Annotated in this window: 10 protein-coding genes and 1 pseudogene; 6 read left to right on the plus strand and 5 right to left on the minus strand. The window is 68.2% G+C overall.

Annotation, left to right across the window (positions count from 1 at the left end; all coding sequences use genetic code 11):
- On the minus strand, positions 1-1,241 hold a 1,241-nt coding region (locus tag ACN469_RS37810), incomplete at its 3' end, for a UvrD-helicase domain-containing protein (RefSeq protein ID WP_498776249.1).
- A complete protein-coding gene (locus ACN469_RS37815) occupies positions 1,238-4,474 on the minus strand; it encodes a PD-(D/E)XK nuclease family protein (protein ID WP_498776251.1) in 3,237 nt (1,078 codons plus the stop codon). The genes ACN469_RS37810 and ACN469_RS37815, both read right to left, overlap by 4 nt.
- A gap of 335 nt (positions 4,475-4,809) precedes the next feature.
- Here ACN469_RS37815 and ACN469_RS37820 point away from each other — a divergent pair, with 335 nt between their 5' ends.
- From ACN469_RS37820 to ACN469_RS37845, 6 genes and pseudogenes are all read left to right on the plus strand, one after another.
- Positions 4,810-5,283 carry a DUF4150 domain-containing protein gene (locus ACN469_RS37820; protein ID WP_498776252.1) on the plus strand — a complete coding sequence of 158 codons (474 nt, stop codon included), beginning with the start codon at positions 4,810-4,812 and terminating at the stop codon, positions 5,281-5,283.
- Positions 5,284-5,289: 6 nt separating this feature from the next.
- Positions 5,290-6,495 (plus strand): annotated as a pseudogene (locus ACN469_RS37825) (TIGR02270 family protein); the annotation flags it as partial.
- Between the two features lie 45 nt (positions 6,496-6,540).
- Positions 6,541-7,746 (plus strand): beta-ketoacyl synthase N-terminal-like domain-containing protein, encoded by a 1,206-nt coding sequence (locus tag ACN469_RS37830; protein ID WP_498776261.1) that lies wholly within the window; start codon positions 6,541-6,543, stop codon positions 7,744-7,746.
- 22 nt (positions 7,747-7,768) lie between these two features.
- Positions 7,769-8,593: an AHH domain-containing protein gene (locus ACN469_RS37835; protein ID WP_498776254.1), complete on the plus strand. Its 825-nt coding sequence runs from the start codon at positions 7,769-7,771 to the stop codon at positions 8,591-8,593.
- Positions 8,594-8,618: 25 nt separating this feature from the next.
- Positions 8,619-9,209, plus strand: coding sequence for an imm11 family protein (locus ACN469_RS37840; RefSeq protein ID WP_498776255.1), 591 nt, complete (start codon positions 8,619-8,621; stop codon positions 9,207-9,209).
- 95 nt (positions 9,210-9,304) lie between these two features.
- Positions 9,305-9,988 (plus strand): hypothetical protein, encoded by a 684-nt coding sequence (locus ACN469_RS37845; protein ID WP_498776256.1) that lies wholly within the window; start codon positions 9,305-9,307, stop codon positions 9,986-9,988.
- Between the two features lie 7 nt (positions 9,989-9,995).
- Here ACN469_RS37845 and ACN469_RS37850 read toward each other — a convergent pair whose 3' ends face one another.
- The 3 genes from ACN469_RS37850 to ACN469_RS37860 form a co-directional block, all read right to left on the minus strand.
- The gene (locus tag ACN469_RS37850) at positions 9,996-10,814 is read right to left on the minus strand and encodes a GNAT family N-acetyltransferase (protein ID WP_498776257.1); all 819 of its coding nucleotides are present in this window, start codon (positions 10,812-10,814) and stop codon (positions 9,996-9,998) included.
- A 223-nt stretch (positions 10,815-11,037) separates the two neighbouring features.
- The gene (locus ACN469_RS37855) at positions 11,038-12,339 is read right to left on the minus strand and encodes an FHA domain-containing protein (RefSeq protein ID WP_498776258.1); all 1,302 of its coding nucleotides are present in this window, start codon (positions 12,337-12,339) and stop codon (positions 11,038-11,040) included.
- Positions 12,340-12,342: 3 nt separating this feature from the next.
- Positions 12,343-14,529 (minus strand): thioredoxin domain-containing protein (locus tag ACN469_RS37860; protein WP_498776260.1); only part of this gene is annotated, 2,187 nt, incomplete at its 5' end.

Genomic DNA, 14,529 nt, shown 5'->3' on the forward strand with positions numbered 1-14,529 from the left:
AACTCGCGCGGACCTTCCTCGCGCCGCTCCGAGAGCAACAACACCAACTCCAACTGGAGGCGGTTGGTGTCCTGGAACTCGTCCACCAGCAGCGCGCCCACGCGCTCCTGCGTCTGTCGGCGAAACTCGGGGTGGTCCCGGAGCAGGTCTCTCGCCTTCACCAGGAGCGACGTGAAGTCGAAGACGTTGCGACGGGAGAACTCCGCGTCGTGCCGGGTCTCCACGCGGCCCAGCAGCTCGCGGAACGTGACCTCGAAGGGAGCGGTGTGCCACGCGGCCCAGGCATCCACCAGCATGCGCACCGGAGCGTCGCTCTTGGTCTTGCGCTTGTAGATGCGCCAGTACAGCTCCTTCACGAGGGCGCCGGCGCCCTTGCGGAGTTGCGAGAAGTTGCGGGTATCCGTCGCGAAGCAGGCGCGCAGCCAGGGGTAGCGGTCACCCTTCTGGAAGGTCTCCGCCGTCATCCCATGGAGCGCCTTCTCCATCGCGCCCAACAACAGCCCCCACTCGCCCTTCGCATCCAGCGCGCGTGCCTCCGCGCACAGCCGCAGGCACTCCGCCACCGCGTCACCGAACTCCGCGCGAGCCTCGGCCGCATCGCCGACTGCCGCGGAGGCGGCCTTGAGCCCCTCCTCGCGCATCTTGCCGTAGACGGACACCAGCGCGGCCACCAACCCATCGGAGAAGCCCGAGTCGGAGAAGCCCAGCTCCTGACACAGCTCACGCACCTGCGGGTCACCGGCTTCCAGCGCGTCCAGCACCACGCGCTCGGCCACGTCCTGCACCAGGCTGGAAGCCTCCAGTTCGTCGAGCACCTCGAAGCTCGGGTCGATGCCCACCGCCGGAGGAGCCCGCCGCAGCAACTGGCCGCAGAGCGAGTGGAACGTGCCCACCGTGGCCGCGCTCAGCTCCTCGCGCAGCTGCCGCCACGCATCGGGCAACGGGAAGGGTCGGCCCAGCCGCTCCAGCGACTCGCGCAGCTCCTCTTCCTGGTCCATCTGGACATCGCCCTGGGCCAGCCCGTCCAGACGCTGACGCACGCGGGAGCGCATCTCCGCCGCGGCCTTGTCCGTGAAGGTCAACATGCACAGCCGCGAGGGACGAATCGGAGCGCCCGCCTCGCGCGCACCGGCGAACAGGTGCAGCGTCATCGTCACCAGGCTGTACGTCTTGCCCGCGCCAGCACCCGCCATCAACGCGAGGTTGCGCTCCAGCGCGAGCAGGGAGGGCTCCGCGCTCATCCCCCCTCCTCCGTCATCTGGCGGTCAGTGATGCGGCACACGGCGCGGAAGCCACACGCACCGCAGTCCTGGGGCCTCGCGGGGAACTGGCCCTCTCGCAGCGTCTTCACCAGCGACTCCACGGCGTTGGGCAGGTTGCGCCCCTCCTTCGCCGCGACCATCGCCCGCACCTCGGGGTCCGTCGACAGCAGCTCCTCCAGCTCCTGCGCGGGGACGACCTCCGACAGGTGGATGGTGTTGCCGGTGCGCAGCGAGAACCACGCGGCCTGACTCGCCGTCGCATGCCCGCTCTCCCGCGCCGCGAAGAGATACAGCGGCAACTGGAAGTCCGACGTGAGCAGCTTCTTCTTCAAGTCGTTCTTGTCCAGGCTCCCGGACTTGTAGTCGATGACGCCCACCTCGGAGCCCGCGACGTCGAGTCGATCGATGGTCCCCTCGAAGACGATGGCGTCCCCTTCGATGGGGAGGATGACGCTGCGCCAGCGGTCGTCCTTGGCGGCGGGACCGAACTTGAGCTCGAAGCCTTCCGGCACCATCCGCTCGAACGGGAGCCCGCGACGCTCGTCCACCAGGATGCGGCGGGCCATCGCCCGCGCCTTCTCGTGCGCCAGCTTCCACAGCGCGGGATGGCCCACGTGGTGGAACCTCTCGAAGTGCGCCACCGCCGACTGGAGCGCGGTGTCGAGCACCTCGTCCGGCACGTCCTCCGGCGCCTTGCCCAGGAGCTGGTGCTCCTTGAGCGCCTGGAACACCTCCTCGACGACGCGGTGCCAGAAGGTGCCGCGCCCTCGCGCGTCGAACTCCTCGCCCGGGCGGTCCGGCTCGGGCACCTTCAGGCCGTACGTGAGGAAGCCCTGGAAGCCACAGTTGCCGAAGCGCGCGAGCGCGGAAGCGGACAACGGCCGCGTGAGGTCGAAACGGAACGCCTCGCGCAACGACGCGCGCAGCGTGTTCCCGTCCACCGAGCCCGTGTAGCGACCCGGTAGCTTCTTCAGGTCACCGAAGAAGTACAGCCGCTCCACCTCCACCACCGACAGCTCGCTGGCGCCCGAGTACCAGGCCTCCTTGTCGAAGTGGTTCATGAGCAGCGACGCCGCCGCGTCCGGCGCGGTGACGCGCAGCTTGGGAGGCGACAGTGCCTCCAGCGCGACGCAGCGACGCAGCTCGGACTCGGTCAGCACCTCGTCGAGCGAAGGGATGGGCGGCAACGAGCGCGGCTGCCACGTCAGCGCGGTGAGCCGGCGCACCTCCTCCAGGAACGAGGACGGCACCTGCTCCTGACCTCCCGAGCCCTCCACCGGGAACGACAGGCTCAGCGTCTCCTCCGCCGCCGCGAGCGCGCTGGCGAACAGCAGCCGGTCCTCGGTGAGCCGCCACGCCGCGCGGTCCTCGAACTCGCCGCCCGTGAGCCGGAACACATCCCGCCCCAGGTGCTGGTTGAGCGCGGACCGCTCCGCGTCCCCGAGCAGCGGGGAGGGCGCATTCCGTCCGGGGAAGCGCCCCTCGGTGAGCCCCGCGAGGAAGAGGTGACGGAACGAGCGCCCCGGGACTTCAGCGGCCTCCAGCACCTCCACCGCGGCGCCACGAGGTCCCCGCGCGGGCAGGTGCGCATCCGCCATCGCATCGCGCAGCCAGCGGCCGAAGGTGCGACGGCGCAGCACCGGACCGCCCCCCACCGCCTTCATCGTCCGCAGCAGCCCCTGGACGCGCTGCCGGAGCGCCTCGCGCGCGGCCTCGTCGCGGGCCCGCGCATCGAGCGCCCGCGCCGCGAGCCCGCCTTCTTCACGAGCCTCCAGCGCACCCTCGGAGTCCATCAACCCCAGCCGCTCCACCACGTACCACCACGTGGCCAGCAGCTCCGCGACGGTGCCCTTCTCGGGAATGCGTCGGCAGTAATCCACCAGCAACTGGCAGCGCTCGCGCAGCAGGCGCACGGCGTGGATGCGCGCGGTTCCGTCCTTCTTCTGCGCGCCCTGCAACGCCTGGAGTCGACGCGCGAGGCCATCCAGGCGCACGTCGTAGGCACCGCGTCCGCGCAAGGCGCCCAGCCGGTCATCGCGCACGGCCGCCAGCGCGAAGAGGCTCGCGGGAGCCGCAGGGCCTCCGCGCGACAACGTCGGCGCATAGCGACTGCCGACGAACTCCGCGACGCGCTCGGCCGGGAAGCCATCCTCCGCAAGGAGTGGCAGGTCCAGCGCCAGTCGCACCGGCCCCGCCAGCGCGAGCGGCTCACCCCAGGGCAGGCGCACCGGCACGCCCAGCTCCCCCAGTGATTCGGCGAGCCACCCCGCCTCCGGGCCCAGCTCGCGGTAGGCGATGGCGATGTCCGCGGGCGACGCGCCATCCGCGATGAGCCTGCGCACGTCCCGCGCCACCAGCCGCGCCTCGTCCCGCGCCGTGGCCGCGCTCCACACGCGAGGCTGGAGCCGCGCGTCCTTCAACACGTCACGCGGCGCGCGAGGCGAGAAGACGAAGCGACCCAGGTCGATGAAGGGCCGGGCCTCGAAGGTGACGTCCGCCTTGAAGAGGTCCACGTGCGGCATCGTCTCGCCACGGTTCTCGAACGCCCGGAACAGCGAGGCCAGCGCCGCGTCCGCCACCGGCGAGCCACCCACCGGCGTCTCCACCCGGAGCGTCACGCGCCGCGACTCACACGCGGCGGCCAGCGCCAGCAGCAGCTCCAGGCCCGAGGGCCGCACGTCGTAGACACCGTGCAGGACGAGCGTGCCCACGCCATCCCAGCTCGCGGGCCACTCGCCACGCCCGAGCGTCTCGCGCGCGCCCCGGAGCACATCCTCGCGGTCGGCGAGCCCCAGCTCGGCGAGCTTCTGCTCGTAGAGGTGGTACAGCCGGGCGAGCACCCGCACGTGCTTCTGCCGCTCGGGCGGGAGGACTTCCACGGCGTCCTGCAGCTCGCGTGGAGACAGGCGCCCGGCCTTGAGGTCCAGCACCACCTCCAGCCCCGCGCGCGCGAAGGCTGGCTCCCGGACGTACTCCCCGAAGTGCGTGGGCCCCAGCAGGGCCCCCAGCGAGGACAGCACCGCCCGCGCGCCCACCGCCGGGCACGGACGGCGATTCAGCTCGCGAGCGCCGCCGAGGGCGCCCAGCAGCTCATCCCACGTGAGCAGGTCCGTGCCCAACGCCAGGCCCCGCGCGCTCCGCTCAGCCCGCAAGGCGGCCTGACGCCGACCGGCATCGGGGAACACATGGAGGGTACGGACGGGACGGGCCATGGACGAGTGGAGTGTAGAACGACCGGACGGGTCGCTTTCATGCTCCATTCCGCGCTCGCCGCCCAGTGTGTTCGCGTGCCCGCCTGCCTGCCCACCTGTTTCACGCGATTCGCGAGCGAACTGGACCTCCGTGCCGGGTTTATCCCGAAGCTCCGGAGCATCCGGGCCCGGACTTTCGCCCGGGCATGCCCCCAGCCCTGGAGCGGTGAGCCAGAATCGCCGTTCGGAAGCTGACGAACACCCGACCCGACCCGCGCTGGACCTCCGACCCCTGAACTAGCCTGACACCTCCAATGCGCCGCGCCTCACGGGGGGACGCCGCAAGGGAGGACGCAATGGCCACCACAGTGGGCGTCAACAAGATGTCTGTCGTGACCAAGGACAGCGACGGCGTCAGCGTCGCGATGCCGGATCTCTGCAAGACGCCGAGTCCTGGCGGGCCGATTCCCATCCCCTACCCCAATGTCGCGCAGTCCCGCGACACCGGGAAGGGAAGCAAGCAAGTCAGTGTCGAAGGCAACCCCATGTGCTTGAAGGACTCGCACTTCAGCACGAGCACCGGCGACGAGGCCGGCACGGCTGGCGGGGGCGTGGCCTCGGGGAAGACGAAGGGGAAGGCCGAGTTCATCAACTTCTCCTTCGACGTGAAGGTGGAGGGCCAGAATGTCGCGCGAGCCTTCGACCTGATGCTGCACAACGACAAGAACACGCCACCCGTACCGCTCATTCAGCCACCCATCGCTGCCCAGGGTGGAACCGAGGAAGAGCCCAGGTGTCTGTGCTGCGAGAATCCCGTCGACGAGCAATGACCTCCCATGCCTTCCAAGGCCCAGTGGGAAGTGTTCGAGGACCATCTCCAAGAAGCGGGCTTCCTGCTCACCCAGTGGGAGCGGGCACTCCACTCGCCAAGGTTCACCCTGGAGGAAGTGGGTGAAGGAATCGAGCGTCGTCTGCTCGCGCACCTCGACGCCCTGGTCCTCGGTGGACCCGACGTCGCCAGGAAGGTGATCCACCCCGCCCTCGAACAGGGAGACTCGGAGACGCTCACCGCCGCTTCCCTGGTGCTGTTGGCCACCGGCGCCGAGAGCGACAGGCAGCGCGTCCTGGAGCACTTCGAACTCGCGGAGAACGCAGAGCGGGCGGGCGTCCAACGAGCGCTTGAGCTGAGTCCCCTCTCAGGCTGCGCTCCTCGCCTTCAAGCCCTGCTCGAGTCGCGCGGCCCGCACCTCCAAGCCGCCGCGCTGGAGGTCCTCGTATCCTGGCAAGCCGAGCCCGGGCCCCTGCTGAAGTCCCTCCTGGTCCACCCTTCGTCCGAGGTGCGTTGCGCCGCCCTGAAAGCCGCACGCTTCACGAAGGAGCCCATTGAATCCGGGGCTGTGAAAGCGGCCCTGAATGGGGACAACGAACTCCTGCGGGACAACGCCCTTGTCACCGCGCTCGTTCTCGGCGTCGACGCGGCCTGGGCTCACTGTCGGAGACTCGCTGCCTCCTCCCAGGAAGGAGGTGCGTTGCCACGACTCCTGTTGGGACTCGGAGGTGACGATACGGATCTGCGATTCCTGCTGGAACGCGCCACGTCCCCGGACATCGGCGCGTCATGCTTGTGGGCACTGGGCTTCGGCGGTCGCATTGAAGCGGTCGAGCAATGCCTGGAGCTGCTACCGCACGAGACGCTCGGGAGTCTGGCCGCGGAGTCCTTCTGCTCCATCACCGGGCTCCGACTCGAACAACACCTCCTGTCCCCGCACCCCAGGGAGGAACTCGACGACGGTGAAGTCGAGGTGAGCAGTCCCGAAGACGAGCTTCCCTTCGCCGCCCCCGAGGCTGTTCGTCGCTGGTGGGAGACACACCGCTCGCGATTCCAGAAGAACACCCGCTACCTCATGGGGCGACCGCAGACTCCCGCCGGGCTCTTCGAGTCCTATCCCTTGGTGCCAATGCGGCGATGTCATGTTCTCGCCCAGGAGCTTCACTTGCGAAGCCGGGGCCGGCTTCAGCTCCCCTCGCGAGCCTTCTCCGACAGACAGCGCGCGGCCCTCCTGGATGCGCGAGCATTCGACAAGAGGTTGAACCTGAATCGCCCGTTCAAGGAGATCAGCGACACCGCACGCCCCGCGATCGAAATGCCCATGCCACGACGCGCGCCAGAGGCCCACGCGCCGCCTCGCCGGGTCAACGGGAAGCTCGCCATCACGGCGCTGGGAATGGTGTCGTCGATTGGGGACGGCGTCGTTTCGAGCTGCGCGGCCAGTCGAGCGGGCGTCGCCCGCATCAGTGCCCTGGAGGACGTCCAACTCTGGGATTCGGAGCAGCACGAGCTCGAGCCCGCCAGAGGGCACTCCATCCCCTGGGTCACCGAGGGATTCTCCGGCCTCGCGCGCCTGACGACACTGGCCTCCCAAGCCCTGCTCGACCTTCTCCCGCACACCGGGCTCCACGCGAAGTCCCGCTGCGCGCTGGTTCTCGCGGCGCCCAGTGACTTCTACTGGCAACGGTTCGAGGAACGGGAGGAGCTTCCGTCAGGACACACCTCACGCCGAGAACAACTCCAGCACGGTCTGCTTCAGAAAATCCTCGCGGCCACCCCGCTCCCAGCCCCCTTTCGGGAACAGTCGCTCTTCTTCGGGGAGGCTGGATTCCTCCAAGGACTTCACCATGCCGCACGCCAGCTCGATTCGGGCGAGGTGGACAGCTGCATCATCGGAGGGGTCGACAGTCTGGTGGAACCACGGCACGCCGAGGCGCTCGACGCGCTCGGGCTCCTAAAGGGGCCGGACAATCCGGTGGGATTCCTTCCAGGAGAATCCGCGGGCTTCATCCTCCTCGAACGCGCGGAGACCGCCCTTCGTCGCGGAGCCAGAATCCTGGCCATCCTCGACTCTGCCCACGGACATGCCGAACCTTTTCACAGGCTGTCACGGACCCCCAGCCTTGGACTGAGTCTGGCGAAGTGCATCCGCGATACCCTGGAGCCCTTACCGGACCATGGCGAGGCTCCGCGGCTCGTCATCGCGACACTCAATGGAGACGCCTACCGCGCCAATGACTGGGGGCACGCGCTCGTACGGCTCCGTGCCGACAAAGTCCTGAATCACTCCCGAGAGTGGTACCCCGCCGCCACATTCGGGGAGCTGGGCGCGGCGAGCGGCGCAGCGGGAATCTGCATGGGCGTACGCGGTCTGGAGCGCGGCTATGTCCCCGAGGAAAAGGTCCTCCTCTGGGTCAGCGGCGACGATGGCAGCAGAGGTGCGCTCCATCTCAGTCGTCCGTAAGCGATGGAATCGAGGTGTGACCATGACGTCCAGCAAACACTGGCGGGAACTCAAAGCGGCGGACAAGCACCCCAAGAAGGACCCGTCCACGGGCTGCCTCTACAAGCACAAGAACGACCACAAACCCAGCAAGCAATACCCGGCCTGTGCCTTCAAGGCCAATGGCTATGACGAAACCAAGGGGCTCAGCGCCAAGAAGAATCTCTACGAACTGGACACCAGCGCCCCCAGGAAGGGCGCCTGGAAGACGGGGGCGGGAACCTTTCGAACCGCCGCGGAGCGATTGAAGGGGCTCACCTTCGCAATCCAGGTGGCGGAGGGGCGCATGCCCAAGAGCGGGAAGCGGGATGAGCACCAACCCGTGAACCCCACTGACGAGAAGGGCGCATGGGACTTCACGGGACAGAATTACAAGCAGGCCATCCGCCCGTTCTTCAACGAGTACCACCACATCCTCCCCGCAGAGACTGTCTTCGAGTGCCTGGACCACGATGAACTCGTCATTCTCCAGGACGAGGTCAAATACAACCTGAACTCCAGAAAGAACATCATCATCCTGCCCTGCACCCAAGCAATCGCGGAAGTGCTCGGGCTGCCAGTGCATCAAGGTCGTCACGGGAAGGATACCCAGTACGCCCAGCGCTGCACGAACATGCTGAACGAGTTCAAGAAGCAGCTCTCCGTCATCAAGGACACGGAGTGCAAGAACACCAAGATGCAGGTCGCCGCCGAGATGAAGGCCGAACTCGAGAGGTGGCAACAACAGGAGTACTGGCTCATTGTCAGATTTGGCCGGACACATCTCGGAGCACACATCAACGACCTGCCTACCGCCTTCAAACGGTGACACCTTCCACACGGGCGCGACGAACATGAACTGGTTCATTGTCCAAGGCGACAGCACGAACGAGTCCTTCTGCCAGATCTGGAAGTTCCCCACCGCGCTGCCCAAGTTTCATCGACCCAGCCGAGGCATCGCCATGGGCCCCGAGTATCCGGCCGACCTGCGATTCCAAGTGACCCCCGAGGTGAAGGGGAACCTCATCGCCGATATCGTGCCCAACGCGCTGGGCTACTTCATGGTGTCGAAGCGGATGAAGGAACTGCTCTCGCAGCACGCCACCGAGGATATCGAGTACCTCCCCTTCTCCCTACTCAACACCAAGGGCCGCGTCGTGGCCGACGACCTCCATATCGTCAACGTCCTGGGGACCCGGGACTGGGCGGATGTCGACCGGAGCTTCGGCGCCCGGAGAATCAGCCCCGAGGGAGGACGCGAGTTCGGGCGCATCCGGCGCCTCTACCTCCGGGATGAGGCGGTGGACCCTTCCACCAACCTCTTCCGACTCGGGGCCATGCCCAAGCTCATCCTCGTGCGCGAGGACCTGAGAGAGCACTTCGAGCGCGCGGGGATGACGGGCGCTGTGTTCCACGGCATGGGCGTCAAGGTCGACATCCAATGAAGCACGACCCGCTCGAGCTGGCACAGACCAATGCCCTGTTCCAACTCCGCCGTGCCCTCGCCATGACAACACAGGGAAAGGAAACCGGAGACACGTTGGCGTCCATCTCCGTGGCCTACCGCGTCCTGGCCCTCTGCGCGTTGTTGCGCGAGGCCGACTCGAATCGATTCACGGAGCTGCTGTGCAAGGCAGGGCAGGCCCGACTTAATCTCCTGGAGCGCGCGACCTCCGGCCTGCAGGTCAGCCCCCGAGTCATGGCCGCCAGCAACGATGTGGGCTTCCTCGCCTCACTCGCGGCGGGCGACCTGCCAACAGCCCGGCGCATCGCGGCGCTGTCCCCGGACACCGCCACCCCTGGTTGGGAGGACGAAGAGGACTTCGTCTTCTTTCACTGCCTTCACCAGATGGTCCACCCCGAGCCCCAAGGCGCAGGGCTCCGTCAGGTCCTGACGCGCTGGCGGCAGCTCGAAGGAGACAGCCCTTCGCCCTTCTTCCAAGTATGCGAGTCACTGCTGGAGAACGAGGCCTCCCGATTTCACGCCTCGTTCACGCAGATGCTCGACGCACGCCAGGTCCTCATGCGCGAGTACCGGAAGCAACTCAACTTCGACCGCGAGTTGTACGCCACGGAGGGCAAGGTCTACATCAACGGACTCGCGCTGCTTCGGCTCGCTGAATCTCGGGGACTGCCAGGCCGAGAGCACGATGTCCTCATCCCACGACTCGCGCTCCTTTCGAGCTTCAAGCCCCTCCCGGAACACGCCTGGCGCGAACTCTGAGCCGCGCTCACTTCGCGTCCGCGGAGAAGTCGAGCACGAGTTCCAGCTGCGTCAGCGCGGGATGCGTGAATCCCGCGCCCAGGAAGAAGCGCTCGCACAGCCCCTCCGGGACGATGGCACCCACCGACACGGTCTTCCCCGGGTGCGCGGCGGCCAGGGCCCGCAGCAACCTCCGCCCCGCCCCCTGCCCTCGTGACGCCGACTCCACCACGAGCGAGCGCAGTCCCAGCATCGGCGCGGACACATCCGCCACCACCGCGCGGGCCGCCCCCAACCGGAACGCCTTCGCCGGAGACGACAACCCCTGCACCGTCGCCGCATCGAGCTGCCACGGCAATCCGTCCGGAAGCAGCCTGGCGCACTCACGCAGGTCCACCTCTTCCAGCGTCCCCGCCTCCGGCGTCGGCGTCCCCACGAAGCCGACGAGTCTCCGCACGCGCCGGAACCCCAGCCGCTCGTAGAGCTTCACGGCGGGCGCATTCTGCTCGATGACCTCCAGCACCATCCGCGAATCCCCTCGCGCCCGCGCCGCCTCCATCAACGGCCGCAACATCGCCCCGCCCAATCCCTGTCCACGTCGGCTGGGAATGATGCCCATGCCCGCGACGCGGCTGACCGCCCCTCTCCTCGCCATTAACACCAGCCCGGCGAACTCACCGTCCACCCGCGCGACTCGACTCTCCATGAGCGAGATGTGCTCACTGCGCACCCGCGCATCGAAGGCCTGCGGTGCATCGGGAATCGGGACGAAGTAGCCCTCGAACGAACGGGCGAACAACGTGGACAAGGCCAGGAACGGCAGCTCCGCGGCGGGAATGAGGTCCATGGGATGTCGCTCGAACTCCGGGAGTCGCGGTCCATTCCGCGCCACGGCGATGACGCCTCCGGAATCCGGCCTCCGCAGTCCTAGCACGCACGCAATCGCGCTTAGCGCACCGAGGGTGGCGCCTCGGCGACGCCTGGAGCACCCGGTCACTGCCTCGCCGAGGCCCACCACCGCCTCCACCGTCCCGAAGGACCGTGGAGGCGGTGGGCCTCTGGCTCGCCGCTCAGGTCTTCATCGAGAAGGTGATGCGGATGCCGCCCAGCAGGTACTCCTCACCATCCGCCACCTGCCGACGGCTGATGCGGGTGTTGTCGAACCACGTGCCGTTCGAGGACTTGAGGTCCTCGATGAAGACGTCGTCGCCATCACGCAGAATCACCGCGTGCTCGCGGGACACCCTCGCGGACTTCACCATCAGGTCCGCGCTCGGCCCACGACCGATGATGAACCGCTCACGCGCGACGAGCACGGGCTCTCCCTCGTCGAGCTTGACGTGCACCTTCAGCTCGGGCGGCGCCTGGACGATGATGGTCTTGTCCGGCTTGACGCCAGCGCCTGTCTTCCGCTCGTCCTTGGCCTGAGTCACCAGCTCGGAGGAGTCGTCGTCCGCCAACGCTTGAGCACCCGACGCCGCGACAGCCTCGTCGGCATCGGCATCCTCGTCTTCGTCGCCCGACGCCTCGTCCTTGGAGTCCTCATCCGAGTCCTCGTCGTCGGAGTCCTCGTCGGCGGCGTGCTCGCCCGAATCCCCCGCGTCCTCGTCGTCCGCGTCGTCATCCGACTTCTCGTCGTCCGAGTCCTCGTCCGAATCCTCCGCGTCATCAGAGTCCTCTTCCGAGCTCTCGTCGTCGGAGTCCTCCTCGTCCGCGTCCTCGTCATCCGAGTCTTCGTCCGAAGCCTCCTCGTCCGAGTCGGACTCCGGCTTCGCGTCCACGGGTTCGACCCACTGGTCCGCGTCTCGCACAAGGTCCCGGACGCGCACCGCGACGGCCGCTCGCAGCGCCTCCACATCGACCGGAGCCTCTTCGACGACGGCCGCCTTCGCCTCCTCCGGCGCCGCGTCACTGGCCGAAGCCTCCTCCGCGTCCGGTGAGCCTTCATGCTCCCCGGTCTTGGACTCGTCTTCCTCCGTGTCCGCCAGGTCGACGGCCGCGGGAGCCTGCTTCGGCTCCACCTTCTGCTCGACGTCGCGGACAATCTCCTTCACGCGCTCGGCGACCACGACGCTCGGCGGCGTGCTCTCGACAGGCGCGGGCTTCGTCTCGACCGGGGCCGGCTCCACCGTCGGCGCGGGCGCCGCGACCGCGACCACCGGCGCCGTACGCACCACCGGCGCGGGAGCGGCAACAGCCACCCCGTCCGTGAGGCTGATCTGCGTGGGCTGGATGAACCCGAACTGACGGGCGAGCGCGAAGATGGCCTGATTGACCAGGACGTCGCGGTCCACGCCCATCTCCCGGCTCATCGTCTCCAACGCGGTCCACAACGGGTCCGCGATTTCGACCTCTCGAGGAGTCCTGTTCATGACTCAGCTCCCCCTCAGGTTGTCCTGCCAGGGAGACACATTGTCGCTGTCGGCCATCCAGTAGAACACCGCCTGCACCTCGCCGTATTGCTGCTCGACGATGCCCACCAGGTTGGGGTGGACCTCGTCGATGTCGATGCCCTCGAACTTGAAGCTGGCCGCGCCCGAGGCCTGCGCACCCCGGCCTCCCGTCACGCGGCGATCCCTCGCGCGCCACAGTCGCTGACTGGCCATCCCCGCCGCATGGCCGAAGTCCTTCGGCGGCGACAGCTTCCGAGGCATCGCGACCTGCGTCTCGCCGCACGCCCACAACAGCCACGTCAGCGCGGCCCAGTCCGCGCGAGCCACACGCACCAGGTCCGGCAGGCCCAGCGTCGCCACGGCGAGCGTCTCGTCCACCGAGACCGAGTCCTCGCCAATCTCCACTTCCTCCTCCGCCAGCTCCACCGGCCCGTCCGGCAGCAGCGACGACACCTCCGGCGGCATCCAGGGCATGGCCGCGCCCGGCTTGAAGCGCTTGAGCAGCTCCGCGCGGAGCATCTCCAGCCGCGTCGCGTACTTCTGGACGACGAGCTGGATGGCCTTGAGCGGCTGCGCGGGCTTCTCCGGCAGGTCGTTGTACGTCGAGTGCGGCGTCTCCTTCGCCGGCCAGAAATCGAACCGGGGGAAGAGGCAGCGCGCATAGGCCCGCAGGAAGTCCGCCGTGCGAGGCTCCGCCTTCGCCAGCCCATCGGCGTCCAGCAGCGCGTGTTCGTCCATCCCCATGTTCAACAGGATGAGGCCCCGCGTGAACAGGAACGCCGTCTGCGTCGGGTCGAACAGCAGCGCCGCGTTGACGAAGTCCAGCGCCGCCCGAGGCCGGTCCGTCTGGTCGAGCAGCACCGCGTAGCCCCGCAGCAACATGGCCACGTCACCACCGTGGACCAGCGTCTCCGACATGGGCGCCCACGAGTCCGAGGCCTTCTCCAGCACCTGCCCCGCCGTCGCCCGCGCGTTCTCCGGCGTGCGCGGCAGCGCCACGCGCTCCACCCACTCCTTCAGCGGCCCCACCTGCTGGTCGCTCGAGGCCGCACGGGCCAGCGCCAGGAGGGCCTCGCGGAACTTGCGCGCCGCGATGCACGTGTCCGCGTACTCACGCCACGCCTCGGCGGACCGGGGCGGATTGGAGAAGACCGGCGAGGCCTTCATCTCCTCTTCGCCCTGGGCCACACCCAGGTCGCGCGTCAGCACCACCTGACGGTCCTTGTCGAACAGCGTCCAGGTGCCGCAGGCGTCGTCGCCCTCGAACCGCCCCTCGTCGAACATCACCCGAGGGTCCAGGTACTCGTCCTTCGCCAGCGAGCGGTAGACGCCATGGCGATTGCCGTCGACGAACTCACCCTCCCAGAGCAGCTCGCCATCCTGGGTCCAGAACCGCGCCAGCCCGTGGCGCTCACCCGCGGCGTTCAGGTTCACGTGGGACCACTGGTTCAGGTCCTCGCGCAGCTCCGCCTCCAGGGGAACACCCTCTGGGCGGTCCGGGTACGGCTCTCCCGTCGACGGCACCACGCGGCGGTCCTCGCCGTCGTAGTGCTTCACGCCGACGACGCGGCCCTGGTCATACGTCATGACCGTCTTGCGAACCTTCTCCGAGACGCCGTTCTCGTGCATGCGCTCGGTGGTGAACTTGTCCGAGGCGAACCACGTGCGGGGGCCGTGCAGCTCGCCCTTCACGAACTCGCCGTCCTGGGACACCTCTCCACTCTCGTGGAAGCGCTTGAAGGGGCCGTGCGGCTTGCCGTGCTCGAGGGTGCACTCGTTGCAGAGCGTGCCGTCCGCGCGCCAGTACCGATAGGGCCCGTGGTTGCGCCCCTTGGCGTCCTTGCCTCCGTGCACCCACTCGCTGTCGCCGTCATCCCATTCGGCGTCGGGATGGACGCCGGGAGGGACGATGCCCTGCTCGGTCAGCTTCTTGTTCTCCTCGGCCTGCCGGGCCACTGCGGAGTCCAGCGTCTTCAGCGACTTGACCAGCGCGTCCAGCCGCGCCGGCGACATCGCGCCGCTGGAGCGGTGGACCACGGCGCCGTCCTTGAACGCCATGAGCGTGGGAATCGACTGAATCTCGAACCGGCCCGACAGCTCCTGCTCCGCTTCGGTGTCGACCTTGCCGAACACGACGTCCGGATGTTTCGCCGCGGTGGCCGCATAGGT

The organism is Corallococcus terminator, assembly GCF_049194865.1.
GTDB lineage: Bacteria > Myxococcota > Myxococcia > Myxococcales > Myxococcaceae > Myxococcus > Myxococcus terminator_A.

What these genes read in the sequence shown, in the direction of transcription:
- ACN469_RS37835 (WP_498776254.1), top strand. Translation starts at nt 7,769, where the DNA reads ATGACGTCCAGCAAACACTGGCGGGAACTCAAAGCGGCGGACAAGCAC.
- ACN469_RS37815 (WP_498776251.1), bottom strand. Translation starts at nt 4,474, where the DNA reads ATGGCCCGTCCCGTCCGTACCCTCCATGTGTTCCCCGATGCCGGTCGG.
- ACN469_RS37840 (WP_498776255.1), top strand. Translation starts at nt 8,619, where the DNA reads ATGAACTGGTTCATTGTCCAAGGCGACAGCACGAACGAGTCCTTCTGC.
- ACN469_RS37850 (WP_498776257.1), bottom strand. Translation starts at nt 10,814, where the DNA reads ATGGACCTCATTCCCGCCGCGGAGCTGCCGTTCCTGGCCTTGTCCACG.
- ACN469_RS37855 (WP_498776258.1), bottom strand. Translation starts at nt 12,339, where the DNA reads ATGAACAGGACTCCTCGAGAGGTCGAAATCGCGGACCCGTTGTGGACC.
- ACN469_RS37820 (WP_498776252.1), top strand. Translation starts at nt 4,810, where the DNA reads ATGGCCACCACAGTGGGCGTCAACAAGATGTCTGTCGTGACCAAGGAC.